Origin of the sequence: Permianibacter fluminis (genome assembly GCF_013179735.1) — a bacterium.
GTDB classification, from domain to species: Bacteria; Pseudomonadota; Gammaproteobacteria; order Enterobacterales; family Permianibacteraceae; genus Permianibacter; species Permianibacter fluminis.
In genome coordinates this window covers 114521-134436 of the sequence record NZ_JABMEG010000003.1, presented here as the reverse complement: position 1 = coordinate 134436, position 19916 = coordinate 114521, and the positions used below count along the sequence as shown (strand labels likewise).

Annotated in this window: 23 protein-coding genes and 1 pseudogene; 8 read left to right on the top strand and 16 right to left on the bottom strand. The window is 60.3% G+C overall.

The genetic code is table 11. The features are described from left to right. Positions 1-10: 10 nt before the first annotated feature. The 4 genes from HPT27_RS18705 to HPT27_RS18690 are packed head-to-tail and all read left to right on the top strand — an operon-like array spanning position 11 to position 3528. Positions 11-1870, top strand: a complete 1860-nt coding sequence (locus HPT27_RS18705) for a penicillin-binding protein activator (RefSeq protein ID WP_172246650.1) — start codon at positions 11-13, stop codon at positions 1868-1870. Next, on the top strand, positions 1870-2235 hold the full coding sequence (locus HPT27_RS18700; protein ID WP_172246648.1) for a YraN family protein: 366 nt from the start codon (positions 1870-1872) through the stop codon (positions 2233-2235). The genes HPT27_RS18705 and HPT27_RS18700 overlap by 1 nt, the downstream gene beginning before the upstream one ends. Before the next feature lie 54 nt (positions 2236-2289). Further along, positions 2290-2886, top strand: a complete 597-nt coding sequence (locus HPT27_RS18695; RefSeq protein WP_172246646.1) for a phosphoheptose isomerase — start codon at positions 2290-2292, stop codon at positions 2884-2886. A 45-nt stretch (positions 2887-2931) separates the two neighbouring features. Continuing rightward, positions 2932-3528 (top strand): BON domain-containing protein, encoded by a 597-nt coding sequence (locus HPT27_RS18690; protein ID WP_172246644.1) that lies wholly within the window; start codon positions 2932-2934, stop codon positions 3526-3528. Positions 3529-3682: 154 nt separating this feature from the next. Here HPT27_RS18690 and HPT27_RS18685 read toward each other — a convergent pair whose 3' ends face one another. From HPT27_RS18685 to rplM, 6 genes are all read right to left on the bottom strand, one after another. Continuing rightward, positions 3683-4156: a ClpXP protease specificity-enhancing factor gene (locus HPT27_RS18685; RefSeq protein WP_172246792.1), complete on the bottom strand. Its 474-nt coding sequence runs from the start codon at positions 4154-4156 to the stop codon at positions 3683-3685. 135 nt (positions 4157-4291) lie between these two features. Beyond that, entirely contained in the window at positions 4292-5011 is a 720-nt protein-coding gene (locus HPT27_RS18680; RefSeq protein WP_407951162.1) for a cytochrome c1, read from the bottom strand. 10 nt (positions 5012-5021) lie between these two features. Further along, positions 5022-6260: a cytochrome b gene (locus tag HPT27_RS18675; RefSeq protein WP_172246790.1), complete on the bottom strand. Its 1239-nt coding sequence runs from the start codon at positions 6258-6260 to the stop codon at positions 5022-5024. Beyond that, positions 6260-6853 (bottom strand): ubiquinol-cytochrome c reductase iron-sulfur subunit, encoded by a 594-nt coding sequence (gene petA, locus HPT27_RS18670; RefSeq protein ID WP_172246640.1) that lies wholly within the window; start codon positions 6851-6853, stop codon positions 6260-6262. Before petA ends, HPT27_RS18675 begins: the two co-directional genes overlap by 1 nt. Positions 6854-7217: 364 nt before the next feature. After that, positions 7218-7610: a 30S ribosomal protein S9 gene (rpsI, locus tag HPT27_RS18665; protein ID WP_172246638.1), complete on the bottom strand. Its 393-nt coding sequence runs from the start codon at positions 7608-7610 to the stop codon at positions 7218-7220. Between the two features lie 28 nt (positions 7611-7638). Further along, positions 7639-8067 (bottom strand): 50S ribosomal protein L13, encoded by a 429-nt coding sequence (gene rplM / locus HPT27_RS18660; protein ID WP_172246636.1) that lies wholly within the window; start codon positions 8065-8067, stop codon positions 7639-7641. 294 nt (positions 8068-8361) lie between these two features. Between rplM and HPT27_RS18655 the strand changes: the two genes are divergently transcribed. Next, positions 8362-8787, top strand: a complete 426-nt coding sequence (locus HPT27_RS18655; RefSeq protein WP_172246634.1) for an HU family DNA-binding protein — start codon at positions 8362-8364, stop codon at positions 8785-8787. Positions 8788-8875: 88 nt separating this feature from the next. On the opposite strand, the gene HPT27_RS18650 is transcribed toward HPT27_RS18655, so the two are convergent. From HPT27_RS18650 to HPT27_RS18635, 5 genes and pseudogenes are all read right to left on the bottom strand, one after another. Further along, the gene (locus HPT27_RS18650) at positions 8876-10087 is read right to left on the bottom strand and encodes a L,D-transpeptidase family protein (RefSeq protein WP_172246632.1); all 1212 of its coding nucleotides are present in this window, start codon (positions 10085-10087) and stop codon (positions 8876-8878) included. Continuing rightward, positions 10087-10629 (bottom strand): YybH family protein, encoded by a 543-nt coding sequence (locus HPT27_RS19740; protein ID WP_456238495.1) that lies wholly within the window; start codon positions 10627-10629, stop codon positions 10087-10089. The genes HPT27_RS18650 and HPT27_RS19740 overlap by 1 nt, the downstream gene beginning before the upstream one ends. A gap of 78 nt (positions 10630-10707) precedes the next feature. Beyond that, a pseudogene (locus tag HPT27_RS19735) lies at positions 10708-11088 on the bottom strand (Wzy polymerase domain-containing protein); the annotation flags it as partial. Positions 11089-11185: 97 nt separating this feature from the next. Beyond that, complete coding sequence (gene zapE, locus HPT27_RS18640; RefSeq protein ID WP_172246628.1) at positions 11186-12277, bottom strand: cell division protein ZapE; 1092 nt, start codon at positions 12275-12277, stop codon at positions 11186-11188. Positions 12278-12453: 176 nt separating this feature from the next. Further along, positions 12454-13083: an alpha/beta hydrolase gene (locus HPT27_RS18635; protein ID WP_235951122.1), complete on the bottom strand. Its 630-nt coding sequence runs from the start codon at positions 13081-13083 to the stop codon at positions 12454-12456. 166 nt (positions 13084-13249) lie between these two features. On the opposite strand from HPT27_RS18635, the gene HPT27_RS18630 reads away from it, so the two are divergent. The 3 genes from HPT27_RS18630 to HPT27_RS18620 all read left to right on the top strand — a co-directional run bounded on the left by HPT27_RS18630 (position 13250) and on the right by HPT27_RS18620 (position 16717). After that, positions 13250-13795, top strand: coding sequence for a hypothetical protein (locus HPT27_RS18630; protein WP_172246624.1), 546 nt, complete (start codon positions 13250-13252; stop codon positions 13793-13795). Positions 13796-14132: 337 nt separating this feature from the next. Continuing rightward, entirely contained in the window at positions 14133-15482 is a 1350-nt protein-coding gene (locus HPT27_RS18625) for a Do family serine endopeptidase (protein WP_172246622.1), read from the top strand. A 131-nt stretch (positions 15483-15613) separates the two neighbouring features. Then, positions 15614-16717: a S1C family serine protease gene (locus HPT27_RS18620; protein WP_172246620.1), complete on the top strand. Its 1104-nt coding sequence runs from the start codon at positions 15614-15616 to the stop codon at positions 16715-16717. A gap of 113 nt (positions 16718-16830) precedes the next feature. Here the strand turns inward: HPT27_RS18620 and murA are convergent, their stop codons facing one another. Genes murA through mlaD form a run of 5 tightly spaced genes read right to left on the bottom strand, consistent with a single transcriptional unit; the run spans position 16831 to position 19902 of the window. Continuing rightward, on the bottom strand, positions 16831-18090 hold the full coding sequence (murA, locus tag HPT27_RS18615; protein ID WP_172246618.1) for a UDP-N-acetylglucosamine 1-carboxyvinyltransferase: 1260 nt from the start codon (positions 18088-18090) through the stop codon (positions 16831-16833). Positions 18091-18112: 22 nt separating this feature from the next. Further along, complete coding sequence (locus HPT27_RS18610; RefSeq protein WP_172246616.1) at positions 18113-18370, bottom strand: BolA family protein; 258 nt, start codon at positions 18368-18370, stop codon at positions 18113-18115. Positions 18371-18426: 56 nt separating this feature from the next. Next, positions 18427-18765 (bottom strand): STAS domain-containing protein, encoded by a 339-nt coding sequence (locus HPT27_RS18605; RefSeq protein ID WP_172246614.1) that lies wholly within the window; start codon positions 18763-18765, stop codon positions 18427-18429. Next, positions 18762-19385: an MlaC/ttg2D family ABC transporter substrate-binding protein gene (locus tag HPT27_RS18600; RefSeq protein WP_172246612.1), complete on the bottom strand. Its 624-nt coding sequence runs from the start codon at positions 19383-19385 to the stop codon at positions 18762-18764. The genes HPT27_RS18605 and HPT27_RS18600 overlap by 4 nt, the downstream gene beginning before the upstream one ends. Positions 19386-19440: 55 nt before the next feature. Continuing rightward, complete coding sequence (gene mlaD / locus HPT27_RS18595) at positions 19441-19902, bottom strand: outer membrane lipid asymmetry maintenance protein MlaD (RefSeq protein ID WP_172246610.1); 462 nt, start codon at positions 19900-19902, stop codon at positions 19441-19443. Between the last annotated feature and the right edge of the window lie 14 nt (positions 19903-19916).

Sequence of the window (19916 nt, the reverse complement as noted above, 5' to 3'; positions counted from 1 at the left end):
AAGAGTGCGCATGATGCCTTATCCCCGCCAAATCTGCCGCTGGTTGCTGCTTGTCAGCCTCGTGGCGATGCCATTGACCGGCTGTGTCGATGACCTGCGGGTGCAAAGTCCGGACGACCACCCGCCGCTGCGCAATGCCGATTACTTCCTGCAGGCCGCCAAATCGGCGACCGGTACCCGGGCCGCGTTGATGCGGCTGTCGGCGGGCGAACTGCTGCTGAACGAGCAGCGCAATGATCAGGCGGTCGAGGTGCTGGAAAGCCTGAAAGATCAGCCGCTCAGCGAGGACGACCGGCAACGGCTGCATCGGGCCCGGGGTCAGGCCTTGCTGAATGTCGGCCGGTTCAGCGAGGCGGTCGCCGCGCTGGAGCTGGTACCGCGGCCAGATCGGATGGATCGCGACGATTACCGGCATTTCCTGCAATTGAAAGTCGACGCGCTGGTTGGCGACCGCCGCCCGGTCGAGGCCGCGGCAACCCGGCTGGTGCTGGGCAACCAGCTTGACCGCAGTGAGCGGCCGGCCAATGAACAGGCCATCTGGCAGCTGCTGAAACCGCTGAACTACGACACCCTGTTCCAGTATCGCTCGCAGATCCAGAGTGGGCTGCTGGCTGGCTGGCTGGATCTGGCGCTGCTTTATCAGCGCTACAGCCGCACCCCGGACGGCCTGCCGCAAGCGCTGTCGCAATGGCAGGCGCGTTACCCGACCCACCCTGCCGCCAGCAACCTGCCGGAAGAACTGAGCCGGGCCGCCCAGGCCAATCGCATCGAAGTTGGCCAGGTGGCTCTGCTGCTGCCGCTGAGCGGCCGGCTGGCAGCCACCGGCCGGATAGTCCGCGATGGTTTTCTGGCGGGTTACTACGGCGGCGGCGATGCCGACCCGTCGCTGCGAATCCGCGTCTATGACAGTGCAGGCGGCGATTTTGTCACGCTGTATCGGCAAGCCGTGGCCGATGGCGCCGGCGCGGTCATCGGCCCGCTGGTCAAGGAACAGCTGCTGCAGCTGAGCGCGCTCGGCGCCTTGCCGGTGCCGACATTGGCCATGAACATGACCGACGATCCGAACCAGCGCGCCGACCTATTGTTCCAGTTCGGGCTGCCGGTGGAAGACGAAGCGGAGCAAGTGGCCACTCGCGCGCTGACCAGCTTCCGACAAGCGATGATTGTCAGCAATCAGGATGCCGTTGGCGACCGCGCGGCGCAGACGATGCAGCAGGCCTTCGAGGCCGGCGGCGGCACCGTGCTGGCCAATATCAAGCTTGGCAATGACAAGGAAATCGAGGCCAGCGTAGCCGCCATGCTGGGCGTCGACAGCTCGCGTCAGCGCATGAAAGCGCTGCAGCAGACCCTGGGCAAGGAACTGGGCTTTCAGGTGCGCCGGCGACAGGACATCGAGGTGATCCTGCTGACGGTCAAACCGACCAGCGCTCGCCAGCTGAAACCATTTTTGAATTTGTACCGTGGCGAGGACATCCCGATTCTGGCCACGTCGCAACTGTTTGGCGGCCAGCCGCAACCGCAGCTCGACGAGGAGCTGAACGGTATCGAATTTTGCGATGTGCCCTGGCTGCTCGACAGTGGCGACGCGACCACGGCGGAACGTCAACGCATCGCCGGGCTGTGGCCAGCGGCGACCGGCAGCCAAGGTCGGCTGTTCGCGCTCGGTTATGATGCCTGGCGGCTGCTGCCCGAATTGACCCGGCTGTCGGCGTTCCCGGATTACCGGGTTTCCGGCCTGTCCGGCTTGCTGCGCATCGACGAGTTTGGCCGGGTCCACCGGGCGCTGCCCTGGGCCCGGTTCCGCGATGGCCGACCGGTGGCAACCCAAGCCGCCACCGAACCGCTGCCGGTGCCACCGAGCGCCGATTGATGGGCCTGACCGACGCGCTACAGCGGTTGCTGCGTGGCCGTGAGGGCGAAGACCGTGCTGCGGCGCATCTGCAGCAGGCCGGCCTCACCTTGCTGGCGCGCAATGTCCGCTTTCGCGGCGGCGAGCTGGATCTGGTGATGCAGGAACAGCAGTCGCTGGTGTTTGTCGAAGTCCGGGTCCGCAACAACAGCCGCTACGGCAGCGGTGCGGAGTCGGTCACCTGGCGCAAACAGCAGCGACTGGTGCTGGCCGCGCAATTGTATTTGCAACAGCATCCGGAACATCAGCGCCGCGCCTGCCGGTTCGATGTGGTCAGCATCAGCGGCAATGAATTGCAATGGCTGAAGAATGCCTTCAGCACCTGAGCGCGCAATCCCCTGATTGCGCGCTCACCCAGAATTCTGCCTGAGGAGTAACACATGGATTCGGTACAACGCATCCGCGATCTGTTCAACGAAAGCATACAAACCAAGATCGCGGCCGTGGATCTGCTGACCGAACCGGTCGCCCGCGCCGGCGAAGCCATGGTGCAATCGCTGCTCAATGGCCACAAGATTCTGGCCTGCGGCAATGGCGGCTCGGCTGGTGATGCCGCCCATTTTTCGTCAGAAATGCTGAACCGGTTTGAACGCGAGCGGCCGAGCCTGCCCGCCATTGCGCTGACCACCGACAGCCCGACCCTGACCTCAATCGCCAACGATTACAGCTACAACGAAGTGTTCGCAAAACAAATCCGCGCGCTCGGGCAACCGGGCGATGTCTTGCTGGCGATCTCCACCAGCGGCAATTCCCGCAATGTGATCGCCGCCATGGAAGCGGCGCTGAATCGCGACATGATCATCGTCGCGCTGACCGGCCGCGATGGCGGCAACATGGCCGGCCTGCTCGGTCCGAATGATGTCGAAGTGCGGGTGCCATCCAACTCGACCGCGCGCATTCAGGAATGCCATTTGCTGGTCATTCACTGCCTGTGCGATTACATCGATCGCCGCTTGTTCGGCACACCGGGCGAATGAGCCCAGCTGACGCCCAACCCTGTTTTCCGACCCAGAGAAATCGGCATGAAAATGAAGTCCATTGCAAAGTCCACACTGCTGCGCGCCAGCCTTGCCGGCGCGTTGCTGACGCTGCTGGCCGGCTGCTTTGGCGCCGTTGTGGCCGGCGCCGGCGCTGGCACAATGTCGGCCAAGGATTCACGCTCGTTTGGTACCCAGCTCGATGACGAGGCGATTGAGAATCGCGCGATCAATGCCATCCGCGAGCGCACTGACATCGCCGATCAAAGCCACGTTGAAGTGGTCAGTTACAACCGCATCGTATTGCTGGTCGGCCAAACCCCCACGGTCAGCTACAAGCAGACCCTGGCCGAGCTGGTCGCCAACGTCCCGAATGTCCGCAAGGTCTACAACGAGATGCAGGTGGCCGGTCCGCGCTCGGCACTGACCGCCATGTCAGACTCCACCATCACCACCAAAATCAAGACATCACTGCTGACCGAGTCGGATTTTCCGTCCGGCAAAATCAAGGTTGTCACCGAAAATGGCGAAGTGTTCCTGATGGGTCTGGTCAGTCGCGAGCAAGCAGTGCGCGCCACCGATATCGCCCGCGGCACCGGCGGCGTCCAGAAAGTGGTTCAGCTATTTGAGTATGGTGATTGAGTCGCAATGGGTAATACACAAAAAACGGCGCCGAGGCGCCGTTTTTTGTTTTGCGATTGAACGACTGCGACACAGCGGTTGCGGGTGTGTCTGTTGCTTGTATGTCCGTTACCGTGATTGCACTCGCCAGCGCGAACAGCCGACACAATAGCCGCTACTTGATGACCTTCAAATGGCTGCGGTTACCACCGGCCGGCTTCGGTGGCGTTGGCGGTTCCGGCGGTTCGGACTCGGCAGACGGCGTCCGCTCCGGCTTCAACCGCGCAACATTGTCAGTCGCTTCATCTGCCGCAAGTGTCGGCTCCGCTTCGGCGTCTTCGGTTTCCGACGTGAAGGCCATGCCTTCACCATTTTCCCGAGCGTAAATTGCCAGAATGGCCGTCAACGGAATCCACATGCTGCGGGCAACGCCGCCAAACCGGGCGGAAAATTCCAGATGCTCATTGTCCCAGTGAAATTGACCCACCGCTGATGGATTGATGTTCAGCACAATCTGGCCGTCGCGCACGTGTTCACGCGGCACTTTGACCCGCTCGTCACGGGCATCGACCAGCAAATGCGGCGTGCACTGGTTATCGAGAATCCACTCGTACACGGCACGCAGCAGGTAGGGCCGGTTGGAGCTCATTTTGAAATCGGCCATGCGGCCTCCATCCTGATCATCGCGCCGCAACCGATCACACGATCGCTGCGGCGAATGCACAAAAAACAAATGGCGACCGAGGGTCGCCATTTGCCTTATCGGTAGCGATAACGACCCGGCTTAGTGGTCGTCACCGTGCACATCTTTCCAGTATTCTTTCTTCAGCAAGTACGCCACACCAAAGAAGAACAACAGGAACAGCACGACAAACACGCCGACAAAACGGCGCTCGGCCTTGATCGGTTCGCCAACATAGTTCAGGAAGTTGACCAGATCGCGTACGGTGTTGTCGTACTCTTCTGCGTTCAACTTGCCCGGGGTCGCCAGCTCCAGATGACCTTCATCGGTCCGGGTCTGCAGACCTTGCAGGCTTTGCAGCACGTGCGGCATGCCAACGTTCGGGAACACCGTGTTGTTGACGCCGTACGGACGCTTGTCGTCCTTGTAGAAGCCTTTCAGGTACGTGTAAATCCAGTCGGCACCACGCGAACGCGCCACCAGGGTCAAATCCGGCGGCGGCGTGCCAAACCATTTGGCGGCATCGTCCTTGCGCATCGCGATCTTCATTTGCTCGCCGATCTTGTCACCGGTGAACATCAGATTCTGGATCACGACATCGGTGTCGAAATGCAGATCGGTCGCCATCCGCTGATAACGCTGGTGTTCGAGCGAGTGACAGCCGAGGCAGTAGTTAACGTACAGCGCGGCACCGTTTTGCAGCGACTTCAGGTTGTCCGGCTGGATATTGGCGTGTTCCAGATGCTCTTCGCCACCCGACGCAAACGCCGCGCCGGCCAGCAAGCCCGCACTCGCCACCAACGAAACAAAAAGGCTAGTGATTTTTTTCATCTCAGCTCACCCGTTCCGGCACCGGTTTGTTATAGCGCTGTTCCCACGTTGTGTAGAACGGCATCAGCAAGAAGAACAGGAAGTAAACCGCTGTGCAGACTCGCGCCAGAATGGTTTTGGCATCGGTCGGCTGAGCCGCACCGAGCACGCCCAGAATCACGAACGACACAACAAACAGCGCCAGCGCCAGTTTGTACGGCCAGCCACGATAGCGAATCGATTTGACCGGATTGCGGTCCAGCCACGGCAGCGCGAACAGCACCGCAATGGCGCCGCCCATCGCAGCGACACCCGCCAGCTTGTTCGGCACCGCGCGCAAAATCGCGTAGAACGGCGTGAAGTACCAGACCGGCGCGATATGCGGCGGCGTCTTGGACGGATCGGCCGGAATGAAGTTAGGCGCTTCGAGGAAGTAACCACCACCTTCCGGGAAGAAGAAAATGATGGTGCAGAACACGATCAAGAATCCGCCAGCACCCCACAGATCTTTCACGGTGTAGTACGGATGGAAGGCAATGCCGTCGAGCGGAATGCCGTTCGGACCCTTCTTGGCCTTGATTTCGATGCCATCCGGATTGTTCGAACCGACATGGTGCAGCGCGACCAGGTGCATGAACACCAGACCAACCAGCGCCAGCGGCAGTGCAATCACGTGCAGCGCAAAGAAACGGTTCAAGGTGGCGCCGGAAACAACGTAGTCGCCGCGGATCCACAGCGTGAGCGCGTCACCGATACCGAACGGAATGGCGCCGAACAGGTTGATGATGACCTGTGCGCCCCAGTACGACATCTGGCCCCACGGCAGCAGATAGCCCATGAACGCTTCGGCCATCAACAGCAGGAAGATCACCATGCCGATGAGCCACAGCAGCTCGCGCGGTTTCTTGAACGAACCGTACAGCAGGCCGCGGAACATGTGCAGATAGACGACGATGAAGAAGAATGACGCGCCGGTCGAGTGCATGTAGCGAATCAGCCAGCCCCACTCGATGTCACGCATGATGTACTCGACCGAGGCAAAGGCGCCTTCTGCCGAGTTGTTGTAGAACATGGTCAGCCAGATACCGGTCAGGATTTGGTTGACCAACACCAGCATGGCCAGCGCGCCAAAGAAGTACCAGAAGTTGAAATTCTTCGGGGCGTAGTACTTGGTCGCGTGGTACTCGACCGTTTCGGTCAGCGGGAACCGGTTATCGACCCAGTCCTGCAGATTTTTTTCGGGTTTCTGTTCGACAGCCATCATGCGGCTCCTTGCTCATCAACGCCGATGATCAGCGAGCTTTCGCCGGTATACATGTGCGGCGGAATCACCAGATTCAGCGGGGCCGGAACGCCTTGGAAGACGCGGCCAGCCATATCGAATTTGGAACCGTGGCAAGGGCAGTAGAAACCGCCAGCCCAGTCGGCTTCCACTTGCGGTTTGAACGTCGGCGAGCAACCGAGGTGGGTGCAGATATTCACCACTACCAGGTATTCCGGTTTGATCGAGCGAGTGCCGTTCTGGGCATACGACGGCTGCTGCTCGATTTCTTTCGAATCCGGATCCCGCAGTTCGGTCGCGAGACCGGCGAGTGCGTCAATTGCCGCTTGCGAACGGCGCACAATCATCACCGGCTTGCCGCGCCAGACGACGATCATGCCTTCGCCTTCCTGCAGCTTGCTGATGTTCGGCACTTCAACCGGCGCACCGGCCGCTTGCGCTTTGGCGCTCGGCATCCAGGACTTGATAAACGGCACCGCGACAAACCCGGCACCGACTGCGCCAACGGCGGCAGCGGCCCAGGTCAGTACCCGGCGACGGCCCAGATCAACACCGTCTTTGTGGTCAGCCATTGCAGCTGGTCTCCCCAATCGAAAACGAAAGCAAGTATGGCCGGTTTCGCCAACAAATCCCGCGAGCGCGGAAATGCCGGAGCAAGAGGCCGAAAAAATCACCTGGCGCGATTTTGGGCGCTAACCGAGGCTTGGCAGAGGCGCACGGGTGAGCCCTGCAAAAAGATGCGCAATGATAGAGGAAAGGCCCCGTCAGCGACAAGGAATACGGGGCCAGAAGTTCTCGGAAAAACAGCTGCTTGCGAAGCTTTCGCATTGCTCGGCGGCAGTCCGTGGCCAGACTCGCGGGGCACGGACTGGAAAAAGCAAAAAGCCCGGCGAGCCGGGCTTTTTGTAGCGAACCTGCCGTACGGGACGGCAAGAATTAACGCTTGGAGTACTGCGGACGCTTACGGGCTTTACGCAGACCGACTTTCTTACGCTCGACTTCGCGGGCATCGCGAGTCACGTAACCGGCAGCGCGCAGCGCCGGACGCAGGGTCGGATCGTATTCCATCAGGGCACGGGTGATGCCCAGACGAATGGCACCGGCCTGGCCGGTACCACCACCGCCTTCGACATTGACCAGCACGTCGAACTTTTCGAGCATGTCAGTCAGCACCAGCGGTTGGCGCACGATCATCCGCGAGGTTTCGCGGCCGAAGAAAACGTCGAGGCTACGGTCATTGACCGTGATGTTGCCTTTGCCCGGACGCAGGAAGACACGTGCGGCTGCGCTCTTGCGGCGGCCAGTGCCATAGTTTTGTTGCAGTGCCATGGTCGGTTCCTAACTCTGTAATCCGGGCTCAGATATCCAGCACTTTCGGCTGTTGTGCCTCGTGCTTGTGGGCAGCACCGGCATAGACTTTCAGTTTACGGTACATGGCGCGACCCAGCGGATTCTTCGGCAGCATGCCTTTGACGGCGCGCTCGATGATCTCTTCCGGGTGGCGAACCACCATGTCTTTATACGCGGTTTCGCGCATGCCGCCCGGGTATTCCGAGTGGTCATAGTATTTCTTGTCGGTCCACTTGCGACCAGTGACGGCCACTTTCTCGGCATTGATGACGACGATGTAATCGCCGGTATCGACGTGCGGGGTGTACTCGGCCTTGTGCTTGCCACGCAGACGGCGTGCAAGCTCGGTGGCCAGACGGCCCAGCGTCTTGCCGCTGGCGTCTACGACGTACCAGTCGCGCTTGACGGTTTCCGGCTTGGCACTAACGGTCTTCATTTACAGGCTCCACAAGGGCTGCTTGGGCTTGTTGACGTAACAAGCTGAATCGATAAAACAGGGGCGCGCATTCTACGCGGCTGCCGAAGCCAAGATCAAGGGCGGCGGTGCTTTTCCTGGCTACCCGGTAGCCAAGGTACGGAATTATCGGACTTTTTTCGTGTTAAAAAGCAAAAAAGCCTTTATTTGCCGCGTTTTTTTCGCTACAACGGCGTTCAAGATTGCGTGATCACCGGAAAATCCCGGGAAAAACCGCAATTGGTGCTGTCAGGACATAACAAACGAGGCTTACCCATGGCTGCCAAGAAAGCTACCAAAGCAGTGAAGAAGTCCCCGGCCAAGAAGGCCGCCCCCAAGAAAGCCCCCGCCAAGAAAGCCGCTGCCAAGCCGGCTCTGGCCAGCAAAGGCCCTATCGCCGACAAGTACGGCAAGAGTCAGATCGTCACCTCGCTGGCCGAGTCGACCGAGCTGAACCGCAAGCAAGTCAGCGCCGTGCTGGACGGCCTGGCTGACCTGATCGACCGCCACATCGACAAGAAAGGCGCTGGCGAGTTCGTCATGCCGGGCCTGTTCAAAGTCACCTGCGTGCAAAAGCCGGCCACCAAGGCCCGCAAAGGCATCAACCCGTTCACCGGCGAAGAAGTCATGTTCAAGGCCAAGCCGGCCAAGACCGTGCTGAAAATTCGTCCGTTGAAGAAGATGAAGGAAATGGTCGCCTAATCGGCAACCCGTTCCTGAAACAAACGGCGCCTGCGGGCGCCGTTTGTTTTGCTGCCGATATCGCCCCGGGCTTGAGCGCGGCCGGGCATCAGCCCTCGAACACGATCCGCCAGGCACCGTTCTCGCGCTGCCAGTACTGCTGTTTGCGCATCGTGTTGCTGAGATTGTTGCTGCGGTAATCCTGCTCGAAATTGACCACGGCCAAATCGTCCCGACCCGGCTGCAGAAAGACGCTGACATCGCGCAAACCCACCTCGACCCAGGTCTTGCTGTCGTTGACCTGACGTTTGCGCCCGGCCCAGTTGGCCAGGTTTTGCTTGCCGTCAGAGAACTCGCTGCCGTAATGACTCAGGTAGCGATCGATATCGCGGCTCTGCCAGTCAGCGCGCCAGTCTTCGACGCTACTCAGCAATTCGCTGCGCAGTTGCTCGCGGCCGGTGCTGTCGGTCCATTCGATATGCGGGGCAATGATGACCGGCGTGCTGCCGATATCGACATATTTTGCCAGCGCCTCGAAATCCGGATTGGCCAGCACCACGCAGCCATCACTGGCGCGCGGCGGCCGGCTGTAGGTATTGCTCGGCGTGCCATGCAGCCAGATGCCGTGCCCCTGGCGTTTTTCCCGCTTGTCCCATTCGTTGGGATAACTCAGCGGAAACGCGCCGGCGCCGTAAAAATCCGGCAATTTTTGTTTCGATAATTCCCGGGTGATTTGATAGACGCCAAGCGGCGTACGCTTGTCACCTTCCTTCACTTTGTCAGCACCGTTCTTGCCGTGACTGACATAGTAGTCATTGACATACACCGGCACGCCGTCGCGATTTTCAAACACATACAGAGTGGCGTGATCGATATCGATAACCAGCGCGTGACGCTGTTCCGGTGTCAGTTGCAGCAGATATTTCGGCACCTGATCCTGCGGCCGCTCGGTGGCTTGCCGAATCAGCCGGGCCATGGCCTCTTCACGCAGATCCTGCAGCGGCGCCGCAGCTGGGGCGCCGCTACCGATGGCATCCAGCGGCTGCCGATGTGCCAGCAACAAATCGCCCTTGATGAGATGTGCCAGACGGAAATTGGGGTAGCGGGCAATGACCCGATCAACATCGGCAATGGCCGTGCTGAGATCGCCACCAGCCTGCAATTTGCGCAGCGGCTCCAGCAACAGGGTCTCAACCGACGGGGTTGGCGGGGTGGGTTGATCAATACGCTCGAGCGCTTGCGTCAACGACGGGAAAAACGGCGCAGACAGCAGCACGCCGGCTAGCAGCACGGGTAGCCCAGAACCAGATTTACAACGCATCAGTTACCTGTTCGTTCTTGTTGTATCAGCCAACGGTCTGCGCTTTTTACCAGTATCAGGGTCTTGTTGCCCACTTCTTCCAGCTTGCCGGAGCGATATTGCTGCCGGAAGCTCACTTGCATGCGGCCGTCGTCGAGCGGCCGGACACTCGGTTGCAGCACCGACACCGCGATTCGGCGTGGCTTGGCGATGCGCTGACTGCGCTGCTCGGCCCATTGCTCACGGCTGGAACCGTCTGCTGGCTGGAAATCCGGTGCATAGGCGGCCAGATAGGCTTCGACATCGTTGCGCGACCAGGCGGCAGCCCAGTCGCTGACCGCTTTCAGCGCGGCCTCAACGTCTGGTTGCAACGGCTTGCTGCTGTCGGCGACCGGTTCGGCTGACTTGCCGGCATCGGCTGGTTTCTGGCTTTCCGTCGCTTTGTCAGCCGGTTTGCTGACGTCTGCCGGCTTGCTGACGGCCACTCGTACCGGTTCCGGCGCGCCACGCAGCTCGTTCAGCAGTTTCAGGTTTGGCTGCCCGGCCGGCTTCTTGTTGTCCATCTGCAGGGCTTTTTCATAGGCCTGCGACGCCATCCGGGAATAGACATCGCCGAGGTTTTCATAGGCCACCGCATAGCTCGGGTGGGTGTGCAGGGCCATTTCCAGCACGGCCCGGGCCTTGTCGTATTGGCCCTGCATGCCGTACAGCACGGCCAGGTTGTTGAACGGCTCCGGGTATTGCGGGAATTCTTCGATCAAATCCTGATACAGCCGGGTCGCCTCGGTCAGTTTGCCGAGCTGGATCAGCAGCACGCCCTGCAGAAAGCGGCCCCGGACATCCTGCGGCGCCTCTTTTACATAGGCCTCGAGCGGCTGCTGGGCGGCCCGGATCTGGCCTTGCTGAACCAGTTTCAGCGCGCGCTGGTAGTCCTCTTCCGCGGCAATCGCCACAGTCCCGGTCAGTAACCAGGCTATCGCGAACATCAGGCGTACAAGGCTTTTCATGACAGACGAGCTCTCCGGTCGAGGCCGGTGGTGGTGAGTGGCACCAAGATTCTAGCAAGGGCGTTCCGGTCCAGCGAATCGGACAGCCGATTTCGAGGTGAAATTTGCTGGTTCAGGGCAAATGGGCCGCCGACAGGTAGGCCGCCGTCTGCATTTCCTGCAGCCGCGACCGGGTCCGCTCAAACGGGAAGGCCAGCAGGTCGCCGCCGTAAATGCGCTCCAGCGGTACCGCCGCCGCCAAGGTCAGCTTGACCCGGCGCTCATAGAACTCGTCGACCAGCGAAATGAATCGGCGGGCCGCATCATCCTTGCCGGCCGCCAGCGCCGGCACCTGCGAGACCAGCACGGTATGGAACAAGCGGGCCAGTTCGATGTAATCCGCTTGCGCCCGGGCGCTTTCGCACAGCGCCGCAAAATCAAACCAAGCCACGCCCTCACCCCAGCGCCGGGCGTGAATCGCGCGGTCATTGATGACCAGCGGCTCGGTCCGATATTCGTGCCCGCACAGGCTTTGGAAGCGCTGCTGCAATACTGCTTCGGCGGCGCTGTCGTCCGGGCACAGGTACACCCCGTGCTGCTGCAGATCGCGCAGGCGGTAATCGGTGCCGCCATCAACATTCATGACTTGGCAATGTTGCTCAATGAGCGCGATGGCTGGCAGAAAATTGTCGCGGGCCAGGCCGTTGCGGTACAGATCCTGCGGCGGAATGTTCGACGTTGCCACCAGCGTCAGGCCCTGACTGAACACGCTTTCCAGCAGGCCGGCCAACAGCATCGCATCGCCGATGTCGGTGACAAAAAACTCGTCAAAACAGAGCACCCGGGTTTTACCCGCCAACTCGGCACCAATTGCCGCCAACGGATTGGCCTCGCCTTTGCGGCGTTTGAGCTCGCCATGCAGCCAGTGCATGAAGCGGTGGAAATGCAGCCGCTGCTTGTGTTCGAACGGCAGCGTTTCGAAAAACAGATCCATCAAATAGGTTTTGCCGCGGCCAACGCCACCCCACATATAAAGGCCGCGAACCGGCGCCGGCTTGCGCGCCAACAGACGCTGCCACAAACCGGGACTGCTGTTTTGCTGACGCAGCAGATCCTTTTGCACACTGGCCAAGGTTTGCAGTGCTTTTTCTTGCGCGCCATCCTGCTGACGACGGCCGCTGGCGACATCATCTCGGTAGCGCTGCAACAGGGGACTTTGAGCCATCAGGATCTGCTTGCCGTTGTGATAAGAATATTGTGATTGTGGTGTTGTGAGCGCGTCGCTGTGATCATGTAGCCGTGATCGGGTTGTTGTAACAGCGGCATGGTGGGCAACCAAGTTAAGGATGCCGCCTCGGTATTGCTACGGCCTGCCCTACTCGGCCGGCGACAGCCCCGCACTCACGTTGGCAACGCCTGCTCCAATTGCTCACGCAGCTCGATCAGGCGACCGTGGAAATAATGGCCGGCGCCGGCCATCTTCACCAGTCGGGCAGAGCCGGGCAAACCGGCCGCCCAGTCAAATACCGCTTGCGGCTCGACCACTTCATCGGCATCGCCCATGACGATGAGCCACGGACAGGTCGGCAGCGCATGCCGGGAAAAATCGAACCGCTGCACCGGCGGCGCAATGCTGACCAGTTGCTCGGCCTGCAGTCGGTTGGCGCTGATGGCCGCGACAAAGGAGCCAAAGGAAAAACCGGCCAGCCATAACGGCAGGGTCCCTTCGTGCTGCTGACGTAACCAGGCGGTGACGGCATCCAGATCCGCTTGCTCGCCAATGCCGTGATCAAACGTGCCGGCACTTTTGCCGATGCCACGAAAATTGAACCGCACCGTCAGCGCGCCACGTGCCGCCATGAACCGGCTCAGCGTATAGACCACTTTGTTGTCCATCGTACCGCCGTGCAAGGGATGCGGATGGCACACCACGGCAAGTCGCCGCGGCGCGCCTTCCGGCAGCAGCAGGCGCAGCTCGATTGGTCCGGAAGGACCGTCGATCAGGTGCAGTGTTTCACTGGGAGCGGTCAAAGCAGGGTCACTGGCTGGCAAGGTGGATGGCGATTTTCGCACAGCAGAAAGCGCTCGCCCAGCACGGCAAATTGCCATCTTGCAGTCACGAAAAATTCAGCAAGGCCTTCTATACTCCATCACAGAAGTGCACGGAGTGCGCTGACGTTCGAAAAAGAGGTGGATCATGGACCTGCGCTGGTTGTTAGTGATTGCGGTTGTCATGGGGATTGTTGGTTTTCTGCTCGGTCGGCGAACCTCGCCCGGCGGTCGAGCCCTCGCCCGTTTGCAACGTGCGCTGGAAAACAAGCAACTGGAGTTGAGCCGTCATCAGGAGCAAATGTCGCGGTTTGTCGGCGACATGCAGGGCGAGCTGGATCGCGTCTCGGGTGCCTATCGCGATCTGCAGGCCACCTTGCGCAGCGGCGCCGAGCAATTTGCCGCCAACCTGACCGGCCCCAATCCGGCCATCGCGCAAGCAAGCAAGCCCTTGCCGAGCAAAGCCTCGACGCCGGTGCTCGCAATTCGCAGCGCCACCGCGGAATCCGCCAACAGTTCGGCCAGCAGTCCGGAATGGTCGGCCCGATTGGCCGGCAGCTGGGCGGGAAGCGGTGGCCCGTCGCTGGCGTCGGCAGCGGCCTGTCCGCTACCGGATCAAAGCATCTTGGAAGCGCCAAAAGATTACCCGGCACCACGGCGCAGCACCGGCTTTGACGAGCACTCATACGCCTGAGCACTGGCGCCAACGTTGAACTGTCAGACTCAGCCTGAAATCCCGACCGGATTTCAGGCTGAGTCGTTTCTGGGCCGGTATTTTCCCCAGCCAGCATTTCCCCAGTCTTTGTTTTCGCCGGCCTGTCGTTCCGTTTCTCCGATTCACCGCCGCTTTTGTTGCCCGTCCCGTTGTCTTTCGGAACCCTTGCCGGCTTTGTCGGTCTTGAACTGCCGGCGACCAGCCCCACTTTCGCACGGCATTTGAACCGGCGATGCGCCTGCCGTCTCCGGTGCCATGCCCGGTTTCTTCTGCCGAACCATTCGTTTCCTTGATTGCCGCCCATACAGGAGTTGTCATGCGTTGGCTCAGCCCTTTCCTGCTCAGTCTGCTCAGCCTGGGAGCCATGTCTGGCGTTGCCATTTCCCCGGTCGGCGCCGCCGGACTGCCGGTGGCCGTCGACAGCCAGCCGCTGCCCAGCCTGGCGCCAATGCTGGAGAAAGTCAGTCCGGCCGTGGTCAATATCGCCACCAGCGCCACCATCGAAAGCCCGGTGCTGCGCGATCCGTTTTTTGGCCGCCTGTACAAGCGACCGCCACGGAAAATCAGCAGCCTCGGCTCCGGCGTCATTGTCGATGCCCAGAAAGGTCTGGTGCTGACCAACCATCACGTGATTGCCAATGCCGATGAAATCACCGTCACCCTGTTTGACGGACGCGAACTGAAAGCGAGCCTGATCGGTAGCGATGACGACACCGATGTCGCGGTATTGAAAGTCGAACCGAAAAATCTGACGGCAGTGCCGCTGGCCGATTCCGACAAATTGCGCGTCGGCGATTTTGTTGTGGCGATTGGCAACCCGTTCAGCCTCGGTCACAGCGTCACCAGCGGCATCGTCAGCGCGCTTGGCCGGCAGGGCCTTGGCATCGAGCAATACGAAAACTTCATCCAGACCGACGCCGCGATTAATCCGGGCAACTCGGGTGGCGCGCTGGTCAATTTGCGCGGCGAACTGGTCGGCATCAATACCGCCATTGTCTCGCCCGGTGGCAGCGGCAATATCGGCATCGGCTTTGCGATTCCAATCAACCTTGCGGTCGGCATCGAGCAGCAGTTGGTGCAGCATGGTGAAGTTCGCCGTGGCGCGCTTGGCTTCAGCGGCAACGACATGAGCAAGGAGCTTGCTGAAGCGCTGGGCATTACCCAGACCACCGGAGTCATCGTTACCGAAGTCAGTGAACGGACGCCAGCGGACCGGGCCGGCATCAAGACCTACGACATCATCACCGCGCTCAATGGCAAACCGGTGCGTAACCGCGCCGACTTGTTCAACCAACTGGGTCTGTTGCCTGCCGACAGCACAGTCAGTCTCGATGTGCTGCGCGACAACCGCAAGCTGACGGTGCAAGCGAAACTGTCCAGTCAATTGTCGGCGCGCACTGACGGCAGCAAAATCCATCCGCTGCTGGAAGGCGTGGTGCTGCGTAATCGGCAACAGCGCGGCGAGCCAGCCGGCGTCGAAATTGTCGAGCTGCAGAAACGCGCGCGGCTGGCCAGTTTTGGCATCAGCGCCGGCGATGTCATCGTCGGCATTGGCCGCTACGCGGTCGACAACCTCGATGATCTGAAAAAACTCGCCGATGGCCAGCGGGTGTTACCACTGAACATCGTCCGTGATGACGCCAGTTATATGGTGATCGTCAAGTAAGCCTGCGAGCGCCTGCCGTGGCAGCGAGGGACTGCTGCCGGCCCCGGCGGCCGTGCTACAGTGTTGGCACGGCCACGGAGCATCATCTGGCCAGAAAAAATGACCTGGCCCAAAAATAACGGGGATCAAAGATGGCGGCGTGGTTGCGTATGCTGCTGGCGGCAATGCTGGCCGGGTTACTGGCCGCCGCCTTGACGCTGCTGTTGCAGCAGCAGTGGCGACAATGGCAACAACCCGCTGTCGCAGCGGCGCCGGTCAAACCGGTGGCGATACCCGCACGCACACCGTTCAGTTATGCCGACGCGGTCGCCGCGGCAGCGCCATCCGTGGTCAGTATTCGCACCGCCATCGCCAGCAAACCGCAGGAAGGCAACAGCCGTGTTTCCGTCGGACTTGGCTCCGGCGTTATCTGGCGCGAAGACGGTCTCATCATCACCAACTATCACGTTGTTCGACAGGCGGAAGCCATCGCAGTGGAACTGCGCGATGGCCGCACCTTGCGCGCCGATGTGGTCGGCACTGATCCCGCGACCGACCTGGCACTGCTGCGCGTCAACGCCGACAAGCTGCAAGCGATTGCCAATCCGAAAGCGCCGGCGCGCGTTGGCGATGTCGTGCTCGCCATTGGTTATCCGTTCCTGCTTGGCCAAACCGTGACCATTGGTATTGTCAGCGCGACCGAGCGACTGGAGCGCGGCTTTATCCGCTTGATTCAAACCGATGCCGCGATCAATCGCGGCAACAGCGGCGGCGCACTGGTCAATGCCCGTGGCGAATGGGTGGGCATCAACTCGGAAGTGTTACCGGCGCAGCTTGGCGTGCAGGGCATCGGCTTTGCCATTCCGAGCGACTATGTCATCAAAATCGTTGATCAAATCCTGACACATGGCCGGGTGGTGCGCGGCTCGATCGGCTTTGTTGGCAGTGGCTCGGCCAATGAAATCCGCAGCGACGACAGTGACAACAAATTCCTCAATGCCGTGCGCATCGACAGCGTGGATCCCAATGGCAGCGCCGCTGCCGCCGGCTTGCAGCCCGGCGACTGGATCACGCATTTCAATGGTGAGCTGATCGGCGGCGTGACCGATCTGCTGCGGCGCATTGCCGACACCACGCCGGGCAATACCGTGCAGTTGCGGGTCTGGCGCGGCAGCGAAATGAAAGAATTTGCGGTAGCGGTCAGCGAGCGCAGTCCGGAGCTAGCAAAGCCGGATGAAAAGCCCGCTCGGCCCTGATCGGCTTGCCGTGTGATGGCAAACAAAAAGGCCCGCAATGCGGGCCTTTTTTTACTGCAACCTATTTACCGGTGACTCGTCTGCAGCGATTTGATTGCGGCAATACCGGCCAATCAACTGACCCGGCGAATGCGCGCGCCCAAGCCCTGCAATTTTTCCTCGATGCACTCATAGCCGCGATCGATATGGTAAATCCGGTCGATCGTGGTTTCGCCGTTGGCGACCAGCGCGGCCAGTACCAGTGAGGCCGACGCGCGCAGATCGGTAGCCATGACTTCAGCGCCGGTCAACGACTCCGAACCGTGCACCACAACCGTATGGCCCTGGACATCAAAATGCCCGCCCATCCGCTGCATTTCCATCACATGCATGAAGCGATTTTCGAAGATCGTTTCGGTGATGGTGGCCGCGCCGTCGGCAATCGCATTGAGTGCACAGAACTGCGCCTGCATGTCCGTCGGAAAGCCCGGATAGGGTTGCGTCGACAGGTTGACGGCTTTCGGCCGCTTACCCTGCATGTCGAGCTCGATCCAGTCCGCACCGGTTTCAATTTTGGCGCCAGTCTCTTTCAGCTTTTGCAGCACGGCATCGAGAATGTGGGCATCGGTATGGGTACAACGGACCTTGCCGCCGGTCATGGCCGCGGCCACCAGATAAGTGCCGGTTTCGATGCGATCAGGCTGAATCGAATGCTCGCAGCCATGCAAGCGCTCGACGCCATGTACGGTAATCGTCGGCGTGCCGGCGCCTTCAATTTTGGCGCCCATGGCGATCAGGCAATTGGCCAGATCGACCACTTCCGGTTCGCGCGCCGCGTTTTCAATAATCGTCGTGCCATCGGCCAGGGTTGCCGCCATCAGAATGTTTTCGGTGGCGCCAACGCTGACCAGATCAAAAAACACGTGCGCGCCTTTCAAGCGGCCATTGCTGCGGGCGCGAATGAAGCCCGCTTCGACCACAATGTCAGCGCCCATTTGCTGCAAGCCATGAATATGCAAATTGACCGGCCGGGCACCAATGGCGCAGCCGCCCGGCAGCGAGACATCGGCCTGACCAAACCGGGCCAGCAGTGGGCCCAGGCACAGCACGGAGGCGCGCATGGTTTTGACCAATTCATACGGCGCTTCGAAATGATCGATATGGCGCCCATCGACGGTGACCGTCATTTTTTCATCGACCGTGATCTTCAAGCCCAGTCGGCTGAGCAGGGCAATGGTCGTGGTGATGTCGTTCAAATGCGGGACATTGGCCAGCGTCACTTCAGCATCGGCCAGAATGGTCGCGAACAGAATCGGCAACGCCGCATTCTTGGCGCCAGAAATGCGAACATCCCCATGCAAGGGGATGCCGCCATCAATCAACAATTTTTGCATGAGGGTTCCAGTCGAACTGTGATCAGCCGGCGTTGTTGCCGTTAGTGGACCATTCCTCTGGCGTGAAGGTGCGCATGCTCAATGCATGCAACTCACCGCTGGCAATCCAATCCTGAACGGCCGCGTAAACGTGTTGCTGTTTTTGCACCGCCCGCAAGCCGGTAAAGCGGCTGCTGACAATGGTGACCTGGAAGTGGTAACCATCGCCGGTGACGTCAACCTTGTCGCCGACAAATGCCTGTTGCAAGCGCGCACTGAGCGCTTCAACGGTAACCGCCATGATGCATCCTCAACTGTTCGTGGGTAGTGCCATTTCGTTGCCGGCCGCCTGCGCGATCAGGCCGTCGCGGCCGTCGCGGCTGTCGCGGCTGTCGCGGTTTGCCACTGCAACGGTAGCACGGTATCAACACCGCTGACCCGGGCGAGCTGCAACAACTGCTCGGTCGCGCCGGCAATCTGCACGCCAATCTGACGATTCTTCGCGATGGCGAGCCACGCCACCAAGGTAGCCAATCCGGCACTGTCGACCCGAGTCAAACCGGCGACATCCAGCTGCAGGCCGGCAGCGTTCGCCGACAAACAATCCTGCAACGGCTGCCAGGCATCGCCCGACGTGGTGAAGGTCAGCTCACCGACTGCCGACCAATGGCCAGGCTTCACTTCCGTCAGGGTCACTGCGCAGCTCCAGTATTGGCGGTCGCATTGACGCCGGCCAGATCGGCGATGACCTTGTCGAGACCTTTGCTGGTGATCAGCGGGCCAAACTCATCACGCTTGCTCTGCACCAGGCTGATGCCTTCAATGACCACGTCGTACATTTTCCAGCTGTCGTCGGCAGGCGCCATCCGGTAAGCCACCGGAATCGGCTGACCATTCTTGCGCAGGATTTCGGTTTTGACGGTGGCGTTGCCGCGCTCATCCAGTTCCGGCGTGCCGACGATATTGATTTTCTCGCCATCATAGTTGGCGAACGCCTTGGCATAGAAGCGGACCAGATAGGCCTGAAACTCATTGGTGAAACGCTTCTGCTGATCTTCGGTTGCGCCTTTCCAGTGCTTGGCCAGCACCCGGCGGGCGACGGCATCGGAATCGACGTGTGGCAACACCAGCTCGCGGACAATCGCTTCGACATGGGCAGAGTTGGCGGCGATCTTGGCCTTGTCAGCGGTCAGCCGTGTGGTCATGGCATCGGTTGCCGAGCGGATGACGGCATCCGGTGTTTGCCCGGCGTTGGCCGATGTCGCCAGCAACGGCGCCGACAGCAAGATCATGACAGCAAATAGTTTCTTCAACATGGTGGGTATCCCTTATTTACCGCTCAATGTGCATTCAATGACGGAGACCGTTCGCTCATTCCGGCTTCTTGTCAGCAAACAGGTATTTGCTGATCAACTCTTCAAGCACCAGTGCCGATTGGGTTTCGGTGACGCTGTCGCCATCGTGCAGAATGTTGTCCTCACCGCCCGGTGATAACGCAATGTATTGCTCACCGAGCAAACCTGCCGTATTGATTTTGGCCGAGGTATCGATCGGGAATTGGCTGTACTCCGTGCTGATGGCCATTTCCACCACCGGGGTCAGACTTTGTTGATCCAGCCGGATGGTCGCAATGCGACCCACCACAACGCCGCCGACCTTGACCGGCGAGCGAACTTTCAAGCCGCCAATGTTTTCAAACTTGGCATAAACCCGATAAGTGGTGTCACCGGTCATCCGGTTGATGCTGCTGATTTTCAACGCCAGCGCCAGCATGGCAGCCAATCCCGCCACCACAAACACACCCACCAGAATTTCTATCCGACGCATATCCATTAACCCATCTCTCC